This is a genomic window from Tsuneonella sp. HG222 (genome assembly GCF_053819185.1).
This window is the reverse complement of sequence record NZ_JBSOQZ010000001.1, coordinates 902,444-918,048: the sequence shown is the minus strand read 5'-3', so window position 1 is coordinate 918,048 and position 15,605 is coordinate 902,444. Positions and strand designations below refer to the sequence as shown.

Here is a 15,605-nt window from a genome sequence, read left to right as displayed (position 1 = left end):
CCCGTCTGCCCTGCGAAGGGATTGGCGCATCGGCGCGTGCCCTGAAGGGCCCCATCTGGCGCGCCGTATCTGAAATCGAAGCGATCGAAATGGAAAGTTTCGCTTGGGCGCAAACTGGAAAGGCTTCGTCGCAACGCCATTGTCAACTCCTTTAGTAGAGTTAGGTCCACACCGACCTGACAGGAGTTTATATGCGTCCTTATCGCCTGGCCGTTGCTTTGCTCACCACTGCTGCTTTTCCCACGATGGCGCTGGCGCAGGAGAGCGAAGCCAACGACACTGTGCCCACAACGACCCCTGCTGCTTCGGTCGCGACCGCCGATAGCGTCGGCGAAGAAGAGCCCGAAATTTCCCGCGGCGACGTCATCATCGTCACCGCCCGCCGGCGCCAGGAAACCGCACAGGATGTCCCGCTGGCGATCTCGGTCATCCGGGGCGACAGCATCGAGGCGACCGGCAATTTCAACGTCGTGAAGCTCCAGCAGCTCGCCCCGACGCTCCAGGTCTATACCTCAAATCCGCGCAACACCTCGGTCAACATCCGCGGTCTCGGTGTGCCGTTCGGCCTCACCAGCGACGGCTTCGAGCAGGGCGTCGGTATCTACGTCGATGATGTGTACAACTCGCGGGTGGCCGCGGCGACGTTCGACTTTCTCGACGTCGACCAGGTCGAAGTGCTGCGCGGCCCGCAAGGCACGCTGTACGGCAAGAACACGACCGCCGGCGCAATCAACATCACGACTAACCAGCCGACTTTCGATTTCGAGGGCCGCGCCGAGTTGACGGTGGGCAATCTCGGACTGAAGCAGGCCAAGGCCGCTGTCTCGGGCCCGCTGTCCGACACCATTGCAGCGCGCATCGCCATCGCCTCGACCAGCCGCAACGGGACACTTTATAACCCGACCTCCGATCGCCTCATCAACGAGCAGGACAATCTCGGCGTCCGGGGGCAGCTGTTGTTCCGCCCGAATGCGGATCTCGATATCATCCTGTCGGGCGACTATAGCGAGCAGGATCCCGAATGCTGCGGGACGGGCTTCGTACGCCTAGGCACCACCCAACGGGCGCTCAACCGGCAGTTCGACGCAATCATCGCGCGCATCCGCACCGAAACCGGGCGGAATTACGAGCCCACGAGCCGCAACATTTACGATCGCGTGGCCTATCTCGACGCGCCCCTTCAGGCGGGGAACATCATTGGTGGCGCCTCGCTGAGGGTCAAATGGGACGTCGGCCCCGGCACCTTCAATTCGATCAGCGCTTGGCGGTTCTGGGACTGGAAGCCGCAGAACGACCGCGACTTTACCGCGGCCTCGGTCGTCTCGGCTTCGAACAATCCGTCGCAGCAGAATCAATACAGCCAGGAGTTCCGCTACAACTACGAAGGTGACCGCATCGATGCGGTCGTCGGGCTGTTCGGTTTCCGCCAGCGGATCGATACGCAAGGACTCGAGCGTCAGGGTCTCGACGCCACGCGCTACAGTCTGGCACCCTCGACCGACCCGAACAACGTGTACAATCGGCCCGAGGTGCTCAACGGCCTCACCGCCAGCAACACGCAGTACCTCAAGTCCGACAGCGCAGCGTTGTATGGCCAGCTCAGCTACGAAGTGACCCCCGACCTCACCATTCAACCGGGCATTCGGATCAACTACGACAAGAAGGAAGGATTTTATCAGAGGGTCGTCACCACAGGGTCGGGCCAGCTCATTCAAAGCTGCAGCGCGGCAGCGCAGGCTGGCAACGCGGTCTTGACCGCGCAGTGCGGCGTCTATCAGCCGCAGTTGACAACGCCTGAGGTTAGCGACTGGAATTTCAGCTACGACCTGAACGTCAACTACAAGATCGCGCGCGACGTCCTGGCCTATGCGACCTACGCCAAGAGCTTCAAGACGGTCGGGATCAACCAGAACGGTCTGCCGCTCGACACCAACAACCAGCCGGTGCTGTCGGCGAGCACCGTGCTGCCCGAGTCGGTCAACCATTACGAGGTCGGTCTCAAGACACAGTTCCTCGACCGGCAGGCCACGTTCAATCTCACCGCCTTCCGCACGGACATTAAGAACTTCCAGGCGACGGTGAACGGCGGCCAGTTCGGCACCGTCCGAGGGTATCTCGCCAACGCCGAAAAGGTCCGTTCGCAGGGCATCGAGGCGGACTTCAAGATCCGCACCAGCGATCGGTTCACCGCTTACGCCAACGCCGCCTACACCGACGCGACCTACGCCAGGTTTACCAGCGCTCCCTGCCCGCCGGAGCTGTCGGGCGGTACTTTCGTGGCCGCCAACGGCAGCCAGCAGCCTGGCCCCGCCGGCGTGCCCGGCTCGCTGTCGCCCCGCTCGTGCGACATCTCCGGCCAGAGTTTGCCCGGGGTGTCCAAGTGGGCATTCTCGTACGGGGCGGAAGCCAACGCCCCGGTCTCCCTGCTCTCGCGTGACGGGCAGGCGTACATCGGGATCGATGGCAACTATCGCTCGAACTGGAACTCGAACGCCTCGCCTTCGGTGTACACCGTGGTCGATGGTTACGCGCTCACCAACTTCCGCGCAGGGTTCCGCACCGAGGGTCTCGATCTCTTCGCCTGGGTGCGAAATGCCTTCGACGTGAACTACATCGAACTGCTGCAGGTGGCCCCGGGCAATGTCGGCCTGATCGCCGGAACGCCGGGCGACGAACGCACCTGGGGTTTTACGATCAAGGGGTCGTTCTGACCCGGCCCGGAAAGACCACCCGGCCGTCCCGGATCTCATTCGAGCATATTCTCGGCTCTCCGCCATGGAGGGCCGAGAGCCGGAGACACGCGCGCAGCAAACCGCTTCGGAAGCCGTGGCTGCGCGCACCTCGCTAACCAAAGGAAGTAGATTGATGGCTGTCGCAGAACCTACCGAAGCAGGGCAGCAATCGGAGGACTTCTGGCAGATCGACGATGTGATCGGCGAGCTGAACAGGATCCGCCACGAGACGCGCAAGGCGAACGCCCGGAATGCGGAGTTTGGCAGCGTTGGCTTCCCGTCTCGCTACCGCGTCCAGAAGCTCATGGAGGACCTGTGCGGAGTGCTTTTTCCGCTCCGCCTTGGTCCGGACCATGTCCGGCCGCACAACGAAGACCAGTTCGTCACCCAGACACTGCGCGTGGCGCTGTCTCGTCTTCAGGCGCAAATTCGTCTTGAGCTCGCCTACCACGGCATTCCCGACAAGACCGAAGCCGAAGCGATCGACCGGCACAGCTCTTCCATCGTTGCCGAGTTCGCCCGGCAGCTACCTCGCATCCGCACGATGCTCGATCTGGATATCGAGGCCGCCTTCCGCGGAGATCCCGCCGCGCGCAGTCTCGATGAGGTTCTGATTTGCTATCCCGGTTTACTGGCGATTATCCATCATCGGTTGGCGCACCTGTTGGGGGCATTGGGTGCGCCGCTCGTCGCTCGAATCATTTCGGAGATCGCTCACGGGCAAACCGGGATCGACATCCACCCGGGCGCTCATATCGGCGCAGGCCTGTTCATCGACCACGGCACGGGCGTCGTCATAGGCGAGACCGCCATAATCGGCAGAAACGTCCGGCTGTATCAGGGTGTCACCCTTGGCGCGAAGAGCTTTGCCACCGACCAGGACGGCCTGTTGCTCAAATCGATGCCACGCCATCCGATCATCGAAGACGATGTGGTGATCTATTCGGGTGCTACCATCCTTGGTCGGGTTGTCATCGGCAGGGGTTCAGAGATCGGGGGCAACGTGTGGCTGACCCACGGCGTTCCACCCTACACGCGGGTCCTGCAGGCACCGGAGCAGAACCACACGATAACGGCGCTTTCGCAACATCACACGATCGAAGAAGTTTTGGCAGACCCGGGCGCGATACCGCAAACCTGAGGCCGCCTACCGCAATCCTATTGTCAATCGGTTTAGTAGACATAATTTCGGCAAGTCCATGAATTTGATTTCAGGAGCAACGCCGTGAACCACGACCTTCAGCTCGACGACGATCAGATGGCTCGTCGCCCACTCATCCTGAACGTCCCCGGGCTCAACAATAGCGGACCTGCGCATTGGCAATCGCTGTGGGAACAGCAGTGTAGCGATTTCCGGCGCGCCGAACTCGGTATGTGGGATAATCCTCACCGCAATACCTGGGTCAATCAGCTGAACCTTGCGATCCATCGCGCCGCACGCCCGACAATCCTGGTTGCGCACAGTCTGGGCTGCCTTGCTGTCGCCTGGTGGGCGGCACTCGAGCAGCCGGATTACGGCAATCCTGTCATCGGAGCGCTGCTTGTTGCGCCCCCCGATGTCGACCGCGAGGGCATCGATGCCCGGCTTGCCCGCTTTTCGAGTTGCCCGCGCGAGAACCTGCCCTTTCCTTCAATCCTGGTCGCCAGCGAAAACGATCCCTTCTGCAGCATCGATGCCGCGCGGCAGCTTGCAGACGACTGGGGCGCCGGCTTCGAAAACGTGGGCAGGCTGGGCCATTTGAATGCCGACTCGGGACTGGGTGACTGGCAGGCGGGCAAGGAATTGCTCGCTCGGCTTGTCGAAAGGCGCGCTGGCGCTTCCGGTCGGCGAATGGGAATCGGTCGCAACTCGTCCTACGATCCGAACAATCGGGTGGTACCCTTTCGCCGCGCCGGCACGCCCCTTAGCTACCCGCTTGGAAGCACTGGAGACCCTTGAGCTACATCAATTCCGGAGGCCTTCCCGTTTGGAAGCAGCGTGAGCAACTCTAGGCCGAAGCGGCCGTTAGCGAGGTTTGCTCGGAACCGGGGTGCGCATCGAGGTAGGACCAGATAGCGCTCACGACCACCGAGCCCTCGCCGACGGATGAGGCCACGCGTTTCACCGACCCGGACCGCACGTCCCCGGCCGCGAAGATTCCCGGATGGGTGGTTTCGTACGGGCCGGCAACCCCGGCATCCGGCCCGGATTTGACGAAGCCCTTGTCGTCCAGCTCGACCAGGCCCGACAGCCATTCGGTGTTGGGCGCCGCGCCGATCATGACGAACAGTGCCCTGGCGTCGAGCCGCACCTTGCCGTCGGGCTCGGCGCAGATCACCGCTTCGAGCTGCGCGTCGCCCTCGAGCCCGCAGAGCTGCGAGCCATAGCGGATGGTTATGGCGGGCTCTGCCTCAAGCCGTCGCCGCAGGTAGTCGCTCATCGTCGCCGACAGGTCGTGGCCGCGGACCAGCAGGTGAACGTGGCGGGCATGGCGGGAAAGGAACATCGCCGCCTGGCCTGCCGAGTTGCCGCCGCCGATCACCACCGCCTCGGTATTGCGGCAGAATCGAGCCTCCATCTCGGTGGCAGCATAGTAGACTCCCGCGCCTTCCAGCTGTTCGAGCCGATCGATCGGCAGGCGCCGATACTGCACGCCCGTCGCCACGAGCACCGCGCGGGCGCACAGCGTGCTGCCGTCCTCGAGCGTGGCGCAAAACCCGTCCTCGGTGCGCGCCAGGCTCTGCACCCGGCGCGGCATGGCGAAGCGAGTGCCGAACTTCATGGCCTGGATCTGTCCGCGAAACACCAGGTCGGCACCCGAGATTCCGCTGGGAAATCCCATGTAGTTCTCGATTCGGCTGCTGGTGCCGGCCTGGCCACCGATTGCCGTGTCCTCGATCACCAGCGCCTTCAGCCCCTCGGACCCGGCATAGACGGCCGCCGCCACGCCCGCCGGGCCGCCACCCACGATCAGGAGGTCGAGCTGCTCGATCTCGCTCGTCTCAAGATCGAGGCCGAGCAGGGCCGCGATCTTGCGCGGGGTCGGGTCTTCGATCCGCACGCCCTTGTCGGTCACTACCGACGGCCGGTGCCGGACGAGTTCGCACAGCGCGATCGCCGTCTCGGACTTCTCGTCGAGGTCGTAGTTCTGGAACGGGATCCTGTTGCGCGAGAGGAATACCGCGACACGCTGGATCGCCGGGTCACGGTCGGCGCCGATCAGGGTGACCGCGCTGCGCTGCTCCTCTAGCAGCCGGCGCCGCCGGGCAGCGAAGACCGTGATGATGTGATCGCCCAGCTCCGGGGTGCGCGCCATCAGCTCCAGCATCTCCGCGCGCGGGACCTCGAGCATCAGGGTATCGACCGCGGCGCGGGTCGGGGTCGTGTTGGTGCCTGCATTGAGAAAGTTGAGCTCGCCGAGGAACTGCCCCGTGCCCATGGCACCGGCAATCATCGTTTCCCCGGTGAATGGATGGACGATGTCCACCTGCCCATCGAGCACCAGCAGAAAGCGGTCCATCCGCTGCCCGACCGGGGTAATGATCTCACCCGCGCGGTACATTCGCTCCACGCCCACCTGCCGCATGGCAGCGAGGTATTCGGGCAGGAAGGGTTGCGGGCTCATCGCCCGAAGGTCGCCGCCGATCGTTTCCATAGGGCACTGAATGGCGCGCCGAAGGCCCAAGTCAAGCGCGGCACGGCCGCCGGGTGCCGGAGATGGCATCGCCGCGCGATGCGAGCTCTCCGATGCGTCGCTCGGGCCCGAACCAATTGACGCGTGGGCCGGCCGCGCACAGGGTCTGACCCACTCGATTCTCCCCGAAAGGACCCCGCCGTGGCCAAGATTCTCGTGCTCTACTATTCGTCCTACGGTCATATCGCCACGATGGCGGAGGCCGTTGCCGAAGGTGTGCGGGGCGCCGGCCACACCTGCGAAATTCGCCGGGTCGCAGAGACCGCACCGCCCGAGGTCGCCGCCGCGGCCGGCTTTCGCAAGGACGACAGCCACGCCGAAATCGAAGGCCCTGATGTTCTGGGCAGCTATGACGGCATCGTGATCGGTGCGCCGACGCGCTTCGGGCGGATGCCGAGCCAGATGGCCGCGTTCCTCGACACCTGCGGCGGCGTCTGGTTCAGCGGCGCCCTGATCGGCAAGGTCGGCGCCGCCTTCACGTCGACGGCTGCCCAGCACGGCGGACAGGAAACGACGCTGTTCTCCATCCTGACCAACCTGCTGCACTTCGGCTGCACGATCGTCGGCCTAGATTACGGGTTCGCCGGGCAGAACGGTGTGGGCGAGGTCAAGGGCGGCTCGCCTTACGGCCCCACGACCATCGCCGACAACGATGGGTCGCGCCAGCCCAGCACCGTCGAACTGGACGGCGCGCGTTACCTGGGCAAGCGCGTGGCGGAAACGGCGGCCAAGCTCAGCGCCTGACCGCCGACCGTTTCATGCGGTACGCATCCGGTCTGCCGCGCAAGCTTCGCCCGCCGGATCGAGTTCGATCGCGAAACGCCGCGCCAGGACCAGCTCGCCGCCGCGCGCCCGGCAGAAGGTCGGGCGGACCTCGCCCGTCTCGGCAAAACCCAGCTTGCGCAGGACCCGGCCCGAGGACGGATTGTCGACGAAATGGCCCGACAGCACCTTTCGGATGCCGAGCGACCGTGCGACATCGAGCACGGCCTTTCCTGCCTCGGTGGCATAACCACGTCCCCAATAAGGACGAGCGATCCAGTAACCGAGCTCGGCGCCCTCGTCCTTCGCTTGCAGCCCGATTGCGCCGACGAGTGGTGCACCGGGAGCATCCGGCAGCGTCACGATGAAGGTGGGCTCCATCGGACGCATGCCGCGACCGCAGAATTGCTCGGCATCGGCCATGCGATAGGGCCACGGCGCGCTCGACAGCATCGCCACGACGCCGGCATCGCAGATGCCGTCATGGATCGCCCGGGAATCCTCCGGGAAGGGGGGCCGCAGGAACAGCCGCTCGCTCCGGTAGAACATCGTCTTCACTCCCTCGTGCCGCCGGCCCGTAGCCCGGGTCCATGACGGTCTCGTTGCGAGGGAGACTAAAAAAGGGAGACGGGCTGGCCCCATCTCCCTCGACTGGCCGGACTCTGGTGTCCGGCGGGGCCATCCCGGTGGATGACCCCTTTATCGGTTCATCCGTTTATTCTGCAGCCTCGGCCATCATGTCTACCGACACGTACTTGCGGCCTTGCTTGCCGTCGTGGAATCGCACGCGGCCGGCGCCCAGGGCAAACAGGGTGTGATCCTTGCCGATGCCCACGTTGCTGCCGGGATAGAACTTGGTCCCGCGCTGACGCACGATGATGTTGCCGCCGATCACTTCCTGACCGCCGAACTTCTTCACGCCAAGGCGACGGCCGGCCGAATCACGACCGTTGCGCGAACTACCGCCTGCTTTCTTGTGTGCCATTGCGAACTACTCCGAATTCTTATTTCTTGTCGGCAGCCGGCTTCTTGGGCGCGGCGTCCTTGGGGGCCTTCTTCGCGGCCGGCTTTGCAGCGGCAGCGGGCTTCTCGTCGGCCTTGGCGGCGGTGGCGGCCTTCTTGACCGGTTCCGCCTTCACGGCCTTGTCCGTCTTCACCGTGTCGACACCCTTAGCCGGCTCGTCCTTGACGGCTTCAGCCTTCGGCGCGCTCTTGGTGACAGCGACGGGGGCATCGGCCTTGGTCACGGCGACGGGAGCGTCGGCCTCTGCCGGCTGTGCGGCGGCCTTCTTCTGCGTCGGCTCGGCCTTCGAATCGCCAACCTGCACAATGCGCAGGAGGGTCATCTGCTGGCGATGGCCGGCCGTGCGGCGATAGTTGTGCCGGCGGCGCTTCTTGAAGACCTTGACCTTCTCGCTCTTGGCCTGGGCGATGATTTCCGCCGCGACCTTCACCTTGGCCGAGTCCTTCATTTCGCCGCCGTCCCCCGCGAGGAGGACGTCGCCCAGCTCGATCGTGTCGCCGGCTTCACCCGCCAGCTTCTCAACCGCGATCTTGTCTCCGGCGGAAACGCGATACTGCTTGCCGCCCGTGCGCACTACTGCGAACATGGTTCACCTAATCCGTTCGTTTCGACTGCCGCCCCCGGCTGCTGCAGCCGTAAACGACAAAAAGGGCACCCAACGGGGTGCCGGAAAGAGCGCAGCCGTTAGGGGAACAGCCGGCGCCTGTCAACGCCCACTAGGCCGGATTTTCGCTTCGGGCAACTGGTCAGCGCCCGGGGTTGGCGCTAGGCCACACCCATGAAGCCGCACTTCCTTGCCTTGCCTATATCGCTCCTTCTGGGGGCCTGCGCCACGGGCGGCGCAAACTATCCCAGCCTGGCGATTCGCGACGCCGAGCGGGTGACCGGAACCCTGCAGCCTGCCCCGCCCGCGGCACCCGAACCGCCCAGCGCCGGGGCGCTCGCCTCGGTCGATGGTCTCGTGGCGAAAGCGACGTCGGCCTACGATTCGTTTCGCTCCAAGCTTGCCGCGGCCCAGTCCGCCGCACGTGGCGGGCGCGGGGCGGCGGTCGGCAGCGACGGCTGGGCATCGGCCAGCGTCGCTCTCGCCGGGCTGGAGACGGAGAGGAGCCGGACGATGATCGCGCTCGCCGATCTCGACCGGCTCGTGGTCGATGCATCGACCGAAGGGCGCTCCACCGAGGGGCTCGCCAAAGCGCAGTCGGCGATCGCGGCGATGGTCGACGAGGAGACGGCGCGGATCAACGAGATCCACGCCTCGCTGGGGCAATGAGCCTCGCCTGCGCCGAGTGTCCGGTCCGCGACAGGGCCGCCTGCTCGGTGCTCGACGACGCCGGCCGCGAGGCGCTCGCCCGCAGTGGGCGTACCCGCACATTCCGGCGGGGTGAGACCGTCTTCGCGGCAGGCGAGCCGAGCACGAACTGCGCTACGCTCGTCAGTGGCGCATTGAAGATATCCGCGACCGACGAAGACGGCAGCGAGCGGATCCTCGCGCTGGTCCATCCGGCGGGCTTCGTCGGCGAGCTCTTCGCACCCTTCGCCGCGCACGACATCACCGCGCTGACCGACAGCAAGGTCTGCCTGTTTGCACAGGCCGACCTCGACCGCGCCGTGCAGGACCATCCGGCGCTCGCCCGTGCCTTGCTGCGGCGCACGCAGGAGGACCTGCACGAAAGCCGCAGGATGCTCGAGTTGACCAGCCGGCGCAGCGCCGAGGAGCGGGTCGGCAACCTGCTGCTGGCGCTGGCCCGGGCGGCGAGCGATTCGCCGTGCCATCCGGCGGGGACTTTCGAGTTGCCTCTGACGCGGGGCGAAATGGCGAGCCTGCTGGGCCTGACCATCGAGACGGTGAGCCGGATGCTGTCCGCGCTGGAAGCAGACGGGGCGATCCGCAAACGCGGTGCGCGCGGGATCGAGTTGCTCGACCCCGCGCGGCTTGGAGCGGCGGCGGACTAGACCAGCGCGGCGATCGTCACCACGGCGAGGCCCCAGCCGAACAGCATGGCCGGCAGGATTAGGACTTGGATCGCCGCGTCGCGCGCGCTCGCTGGGCCGAAGTGCGTGACGATCCCTTCGCGCTGGAAGCGATGCCAGGGCAGCGCCTTCCGACGGGTCTCGGGCCGGGTGCGCATCATGGCCGTGGGAACGGCGAAGAAAGCCGCGATGAAGACCACGATGATCCCGGTCGGCACGACCATTCCCGGCGCGGCGAAGCCCGTGGCCATCACCGCCACGAAACCGAAGAACAGCGCCGCCATCGCGATATAGAGCCCGGTCGGCAACTCGAAGGTCCGGTCGACCTGGTGCGGCGCGCGGATGGGGATCTCGGCATGGACGATCGCCTTTTCGGCGACGAGTTGGCGGGTCAGTTTCTCGGCCATCGGTCAGCTCCTTGCTATGGAGCCGGTTTGCACCCGATCGCGGGGCAAGGATTTGACCACGATCAAACCCGCCGAATTATTCGCCCCACCGTGCCAGGTCCGAGTGGTCCTGCGCCCTCGGTTCGATCCAGCTCCAGGCGCCGGCGCGCTTCTCGCGCTTCCAGAACCAGGCGTCGGACTTGAGATGGTCCATCGCGAAATCGACCGCCTCGATCGCCGCCCGGCGGTGGAGCGCGCAGGCGCTGACAAGCACGATCGGATCGCCGGGGCGCATTTCGCCGGTGCGGTGGACTACGAGGATCCCCAGCAGGTCGAAGCGGGCGAGCGCCCTGTCGGCCAGCGCCTCCATCCCGGCGAGGGTCAGCGGAGCGTAGTGCGAGAGCTCGAGCGCCTCGACCCCGTCGTCCGGCCGGACCGCGCCGACGAAGGTGCAGACACCCCCCAGGCCCGGATAGGCGGCGCTGAACTGGGCCACGAGCCGCTCGGGCTCGAACGGCTCGCTCACCAGGCGGACGTCGCGCGCCATGTCAGCCCCCGGAGACGGGCGGCAGAAGCGCGACCTCGTCGCCGTCGCCCGCCATCAGCGTGCGCTTGTCGGCCACGACGGTGCCGCCGACCGCCAGCTTGACCCTGTCGCCGGCGACCATGTCGGCCAGATCGCCGTCCAGCCCTTCGAGCAGCGAACCCCAGTCGAGCGGCGCGGCGAATTCGCGCGTGGGCGCGCCGGCGAGGTCGGCCAGCTTGCCGAGAAAGACGACGCGGACGGCCAGGGTCCTAGCCCCCGGTCAGGGACATGTGCCGCGGCTGGGCCGGGGCGGCGCCCTGTTCGATGCGGAAATGATGCCGCTCCGGCTTGATCCGCATCGCCTCGTCGAGCGCGGCGGCGAGCGCCGCGTCAGGCGCTTCGGACCGCAAGGCGGCGCGCAGGTCGACCTGCTCGGCCCCGCCCAGGCAGGCGTAGAGCTGGCCGGTCGCGGTCACGCGGATGCGGTTGCAGGTGGCGCAGAAGTTGTTGGTCAGCGGGGTGATCAGGCCGACCCGCCCGCCGGTTTCCGCCACGTCCCAGTAGCGCGCCGGGCCGCCGCTCGAGTGGGCCGAGGGGGTCAGGGTCCAGCGCGCGTCGAGCGCGTCCTTGATCGCGGTCAGCGGCAGGTAGTGGTCGACCCGCTCGCCTTCCACCTCGCCCAGCGGCATGACTTCGATCAGCGTCAGGTCGTGCCCCTGTGCATGGGCCCATTCGACGAGGAAGGGAATCTCCTCCTCGTTCAGGCCCTTGAGCGCGACGGTGTTGATCTTGACCTTGAGCCCGGCGTCGCGCGCGGCGGCGATGCCGCGCAGCACCGCGCTGAGGCGGTCGCGGCGCGAGAGTTCCTGGAACAGGCCCGCGTCCATCGTGTCGAGCGAGACGTTGATGCGGCGCACCCCGGCGGCGAACAGCGGCTCGGCGAACTTGTCGAGCTGGGTCCCGTTGGTCGTCAGGGTCAGCTCGTCCAGCCCGTCGCCCAGCTTGCGGCCGATCGCCTGGACCAGCTCGATCATGTCGCGCCGCACGAGCGGTTCGCCGCCGGTCAGGCGGATCTTGCTCACGCCGCGGTCGATGAAGGCGAGCGCCAGCTTGTGCAGTTCTTCCAGGCTCAGGACGTCCTTGCGCGGAAGAAACTGCATCGCCTCGGGCATGCAATAGGTGCAGCGCAGGTCGCACCGGTCCGTCACCGACAGCCGCAGATAGCTGATGCGCCGGTTGAACGCGTCGACGAGGGGAGCGGAACAGCTCATGCGCGCATTGTGGAGGTTGCGCGGGGCAAGTTCAAACGCATTCGCCTTGGGGCGCAGTTCGCTGTGCTTTCAGGGCGTCGGAGCGGGCGTAGATCGCAGACATGGACCGCATGTTACACGGTTCAGGGGAGAAAATCCCCCGGCGCTCGAAGGCGGCAGTCACGGCTCCCGCGATGCTCGGTAAAAAGGAAGACGGTGCCATTGCCCGACAGCAGCAGATTGCAGGCTTGTAGGAAAGTCTAGGCCACCGCGAGAAGCTGGCCGGTCACCCCGGGGGCGCCGCAGAGATAGGCGATGGTCGCGGCGATCGCCTCCTCTTCCTGGCCGACGATCCCATTGACCCGTGCGGGGGCGAACTCGCGGGCCAGCTCCTGCACGGCAGCGAGCCGCCAGGCCTGATGTTCGTGCGACGCGGGAGCGAAGACCAGCGCCACGTCGCGTCCGGGATGGCCGTCGCGACTGCTGCGGATCCCGGCAACGTCGTGCGCGTAGAAGCGGGCTGCGCGATCGAGCGGGCCCTCGGCCAGATCGGCCACCTCCCACCGCATGACCTCCATCAGCGCCGCTCGCGGGTGAGCGTAATGCCGATCTTCTCGTCCGCCTCGCTCAGCGCCAGCTTGACGATCTTCACGCTGACCTCTTCGATCCTTTCGTCCTGCACGAACAGCGTCTCGCAGACATGGTCGGCCACCGCCTCGATCAGCTTGAAGTGCGTGTCGCCCAGCGCGCCAGAGCAGGCGAACTTCAGGTCCATGTAGTTCTTGCTGGCATCGAGCGGCGTGTCGGCATCGTAGTGGTCGATCGCCTTCAGCTTGACCCGCACGGTGAAACGCAGCGGCTGCGGACGGCCGGTCTCCTCCGAGTAGATCCCGGTATGCACCAGGTGCTCGAAGTCGGCGATCTCGAGATAGAGCGAATCGGCCATGGCCCCGCGTTACTCCGGATTCGACCAGCGCGCGAAGATCGCGGTGGGCAGCAGGCGGCCGCCCTCCCCATCCTCGCGCACGGCCAGGTCGCCGTGTTCGATCCGGCCCGGCAGCCCTGCCAGGTGCTCGGCCAGCAACCCGGCGAGCGCGAGGCTGCTCATCCGCACGGCATAGACGGTGAGGAACAGGAAGCGGCTGTTGGGATCGAGCAGTTGCCGGCAATCGGCGACGAGGCCGGGAAGCCCCTCCTCCAGCCGCCAGACTTCGCCGTCGGGGCCGCGGCCGAACTTGGGCGGGTCGAGGATGATCCCGTCGTAGCGTTTGCCGCGCCGCACCTCGCGCGCGGCGAACTTGGCCGCATCGTCGACCAGCCAGCGGATCGAGCGGTCTTCCATCCCGGCCAGCGCGGCGTTCTCGCGCGCCTGGGCGACGGATTTCTTGCTGGCATCGACGTGGGTCACCGGGCCGCATTCGCTGAGCGCCAGCGTGCCGACACCGGTATAGCCGAACAGGTTGAGGGTAGCCGCGTCGGGCTTGCCCGTCAGCTCGCCGCGCATCCAGCTCCACACCGGGGCCATGTCCGGGAAGAAGCCGAGGTGACGGAAGGGGGTGCACTGCGCCGTGAAGCGGACCGGTCCGTCGGCATCCGGCCATGCCAGCTGCCAACCGTCGGGCACCGGCCGGGCGAAGTGCCACTTGCCGCCGCCGTCCTCGTCGCTGCCTGGCACGAACTCGCCGTCGGCCTGCCAGTCGGGCAGGCGCGGCGCCCACATGGCCTGCGGTTCGGGACGGATGAAGCGATGCGGCCCGTAGCGTTCGAGCTTGCGGCCATGCCCGCTGTCGACAAGGCCGTAATCGTCCCAGCCCTCTCCGGCGAGGACCAGCGGCTGCTCGGCAAGCTGCGCCATCAGCGGCTCGGCGCCGCGTGCTCCGCGACATAGGCGGCGATCGCATCGTAATCGCCCGGCAGTTCGACGTAGGCCTCGTCGCGCTCGAACAGGTCGCCCACGCGCGTGGGCAGCGCAGGGCGCAGGCCGGTCGCGCGCTCGACCGCGTCGGGGAATTTCGCGGGGTGCGCGGTGGCGAGCGTGACGATGGGGACATCGGCCGGCAGGTCCGCCGCGCGCGCGGCGTGGAGGCCGATAGCGGTATGCGGGTCGATCACCTCGCCGTCGCAGCTCTCCCACGCCCAGCGCATGGCGCGGGCCATGTCGTCGGCGTCGGCGCGCGCGCTGGTGAACAGGCCGGCGGCGCCTTCGCGCTGGGCGTTGGTCAGCCGCATGGCCTTCGTCGCCTCGAAGCCGCGCATCTGCTCGGCCAAGGCCACGCCGTCGCGCCCGCCGGCGTCGAACAGCAGGCGCTCGAAATTGCTCGACACCTGGATGTCCATGCTCGGCGCGGCGGTGGGGGTGACCGTGCCGGCCGAATAGTCGCCATGGGCCAGCGCGCGGTGGAGGATGTCGTTGACGTTGGTCGCGACGATCAGCCGCTCGATGCCCAGGCCCATGCGCGCCGCGACGTGCCCGGCGAAGACGTCGCCGAAATTGCCGGTGGGAACGCTGAAGGCGACTTTCCTCTCGGGCGCGCCGAGCTGCAGCGCGGCGGCGAAATAATAGACCACCTGCGCCATGAGCCGGGCCCAGTTGATCGAGTTGACCGCGCTGACGCGGAAGCTCCCGGTCATCGCGGTGTCGCCGAACATGCGCTTCACCATTGCCTGCGCATCGTCGAAGCTGCCGTCGATGGCGATGTTGTAAACGTTGGGCGCCTTCACTGTGGTCATCTGGCGGCGCTGGACGTCGCTGACCCGGCCGGCAGGATGGAGCATGAAGATGTCGATCCGCTCGCGCCCGGCCACCGCGTCGATCGCCGCGCTGCCGGTGTCGCCGCTGGTCGCGCCGACGATGGTCAGCCGCTCGTCGCGGCGGGCGAGGAACTCTTCGAACAGCAGCCCGAGAAGCTGCAGCGCGACGTCCTTGAACGCCAGCGTGGGGCCGTGGAACAGCTCGAGCAGCCAGTTGCGCTCGTCGAGCTGGTTGAGCGGGGTTACCGCGGCGTGGCTGAACCGGCCATAGGCCTCGCGGCACAGTTCGAGCAGGCGCTCGGGACTGAGCGAGTCGCCGACGAACGGCTGCATGATGCGCTGGGCCAGTTCGGCATAGGGCAGGCCGCGCATCGCCGCGATCTCGCCGGGCGTGAACGTGGGCCATGCGGCAGGGACATAGAGCCCGCCGTCGCTGGCCAGGCCGGCGAGGGTCGCGCCTTCGAAATCGAGCGCCGGGGCGGTGCCGCGGGTGGAGACGTACTGCATCGCGGCCAGCGGTTAGCGG

General features: G+C 66.7%; 18 protein-coding genes. 6 read left to right on the top strand and 12 right to left on the bottom strand.

Annotation, left to right across the window (positions count from 1 at the left end; translation table 11 throughout):
- The first annotated feature begins 191 nt into the window (after positions 1-191).
- From ACWPMZ_RS04575 to ACWPMZ_RS04565, 3 genes are all read left to right on the top strand, one after another.
- Complete coding sequence (locus ACWPMZ_RS04575) at positions 192-2,711, top strand: TonB-dependent receptor (protein WP_455702830.1); 2,520 nt, start codon at positions 192-194, stop codon at positions 2,709-2,711.
- Between the two features lie 154 nt (positions 2,712-2,865).
- The gene (epsC, locus tag ACWPMZ_RS04570) at positions 2,866-3,873 is read left to right on the top strand and encodes a serine O-acetyltransferase EpsC (protein ID WP_455702829.1); all 1,008 of its coding nucleotides are present in this window, start codon (positions 2,866-2,868) and stop codon (positions 3,871-3,873) included.
- A gap of 84 nt (positions 3,874-3,957) precedes the next feature.
- Positions 3,958-4,671, top strand: a complete 714-nt coding sequence (locus ACWPMZ_RS04565) for an RBBP9/YdeN family alpha/beta hydrolase (RefSeq protein ID WP_455702828.1) — start codon at positions 3,958-3,960, stop codon at positions 4,669-4,671.
- Between the two features lie 49 nt (positions 4,672-4,720).
- Here ACWPMZ_RS04565 and ACWPMZ_RS04560 read toward each other — a convergent pair whose 3' ends face one another.
- Positions 4,721-6,367, bottom strand: coding sequence for an FAD-dependent oxidoreductase (locus ACWPMZ_RS04560; RefSeq protein ID WP_455702827.1), 1,647 nt, complete (start codon positions 6,365-6,367; stop codon positions 4,721-4,723).
- Positions 6,368-6,547: 180 nt separating this feature from the next.
- Here ACWPMZ_RS04560 and wrbA point away from each other — a divergent pair, with 180 nt between their 5' ends.
- On the top strand, positions 6,548-7,150 hold the full coding sequence (wrbA, locus tag ACWPMZ_RS04555) for an NAD(P)H:quinone oxidoreductase (protein ID WP_455702826.1): 603 nt from the start codon (positions 6,548-6,550) through the stop codon (positions 7,148-7,150).
- A gap of 12 nt (positions 7,151-7,162) precedes the next feature.
- Here the strand turns inward: wrbA and ACWPMZ_RS04550 are convergent, their stop codons facing one another.
- The 3 genes from ACWPMZ_RS04550 to rplU form a co-directional block, all read right to left on the bottom strand.
- Positions 7,163-7,717 (bottom strand): GNAT family N-acetyltransferase, encoded by a 555-nt coding sequence (locus ACWPMZ_RS04550; RefSeq protein ID WP_455702825.1) that lies wholly within the window; start codon positions 7,715-7,717, stop codon positions 7,163-7,165.
- Positions 7,718-7,883: 166 nt separating this feature from the next.
- Entirely contained in the window at positions 7,884-8,153 is a 270-nt protein-coding gene (gene rpmA / locus ACWPMZ_RS04545; RefSeq protein WP_455702824.1) for a 50S ribosomal protein L27, read from the bottom strand.
- A gap of 19 nt (positions 8,154-8,172) precedes the next feature.
- A complete protein-coding gene (gene rplU, locus ACWPMZ_RS04540) occupies positions 8,173-8,778 on the bottom strand; it encodes a 50S ribosomal protein L21 (protein ID WP_455702823.1) in 606 nt (201 codons plus the stop codon).
- A 192-nt stretch (positions 8,779-8,970) separates the two neighbouring features.
- Between rplU and ACWPMZ_RS04535 the strand changes: the two genes are divergently transcribed.
- Positions 8,971-9,465 carry a hypothetical protein gene (locus ACWPMZ_RS04535; protein WP_455702822.1) on the top strand — a complete coding sequence of 165 codons (495 nt, stop codon included), beginning with the start codon at positions 8,971-8,973 and terminating at the stop codon, positions 9,463-9,465.
- A complete protein-coding gene (locus ACWPMZ_RS04530; RefSeq protein ID WP_455702821.1) occupies positions 9,462-10,148 on the top strand; it encodes a Crp/Fnr family transcriptional regulator in 687 nt (228 codons plus the stop codon). Before ACWPMZ_RS04535 ends, ACWPMZ_RS04530 begins: the two co-directional genes overlap by 4 nt.
- Here the strand turns inward: ACWPMZ_RS04530 and ACWPMZ_RS04525 are convergent.
- The 8 genes from ACWPMZ_RS04525 to thrC all read right to left on the bottom strand — a co-directional run bounded on the left by ACWPMZ_RS04525 (position 10,145) and on the right by thrC (position 15,586).
- Positions 10,145-10,573 carry a hypothetical protein gene (locus ACWPMZ_RS04525; RefSeq protein ID WP_455702820.1) on the bottom strand — a complete coding sequence of 143 codons (429 nt, stop codon included), beginning with the start codon at positions 10,571-10,573 and terminating at the stop codon, positions 10,145-10,147. The genes ACWPMZ_RS04530 and ACWPMZ_RS04525 overlap by 4 nt on opposite strands.
- Before the next feature lie 76 nt (positions 10,574-10,649).
- Positions 10,650-11,099 carry a molybdenum cofactor biosynthesis protein MoaE gene (locus tag ACWPMZ_RS04520; protein ID WP_455702819.1) on the bottom strand — a complete coding sequence of 150 codons (450 nt, stop codon included), beginning with the start codon at positions 11,097-11,099 and terminating at the stop codon, positions 10,650-10,652.
- Between the two features lies 1 nt (position 11,100).
- Positions 11,101-11,313, bottom strand: a complete 213-nt coding sequence (locus ACWPMZ_RS04515; protein ID WP_455704161.1) for a MoaD/ThiS family protein — start codon at positions 11,311-11,313, stop codon at positions 11,101-11,103.
- Between the two features lie 34 nt (positions 11,314-11,347).
- A complete protein-coding gene (gene moaA / locus ACWPMZ_RS04510; protein WP_455702818.1) occupies positions 11,348-12,349 on the bottom strand; it encodes a GTP 3',8-cyclase MoaA in 1,002 nt (333 codons plus the stop codon).
- 239 nt (positions 12,350-12,588) lie between these two features.
- Positions 12,589-12,906 (bottom strand): Rossmann fold domain-containing protein, encoded by a 318-nt coding sequence (locus ACWPMZ_RS04505; protein ID WP_455702817.1) that lies wholly within the window; start codon positions 12,904-12,906, stop codon positions 12,589-12,591.
- Positions 12,906-13,274 (bottom strand): dihydroneopterin aldolase, encoded by a 369-nt coding sequence (locus ACWPMZ_RS04500; protein ID WP_455702816.1) that lies wholly within the window; start codon positions 13,272-13,274, stop codon positions 12,906-12,908. The genes ACWPMZ_RS04505 and ACWPMZ_RS04500 overlap by 1 nt, the downstream gene beginning before the upstream one ends.
- A gap of 9 nt (positions 13,275-13,283) precedes the next feature.
- Positions 13,284-14,183: a class I SAM-dependent methyltransferase gene (locus ACWPMZ_RS04495; RefSeq protein ID WP_455702815.1), complete on the bottom strand. Its 900-nt coding sequence runs from the start codon at positions 14,181-14,183 to the stop codon at positions 13,284-13,286.
- Positions 14,183-15,586, bottom strand: a complete 1,404-nt coding sequence (gene thrC, locus ACWPMZ_RS04490; protein WP_455702814.1) for a threonine synthase — start codon at positions 15,584-15,586, stop codon at positions 14,183-14,185. The genes ACWPMZ_RS04495 and thrC overlap by 1 nt, the downstream gene beginning before the upstream one ends.
- Positions 15,587-15,605: the final 19 nt, after the last annotated feature.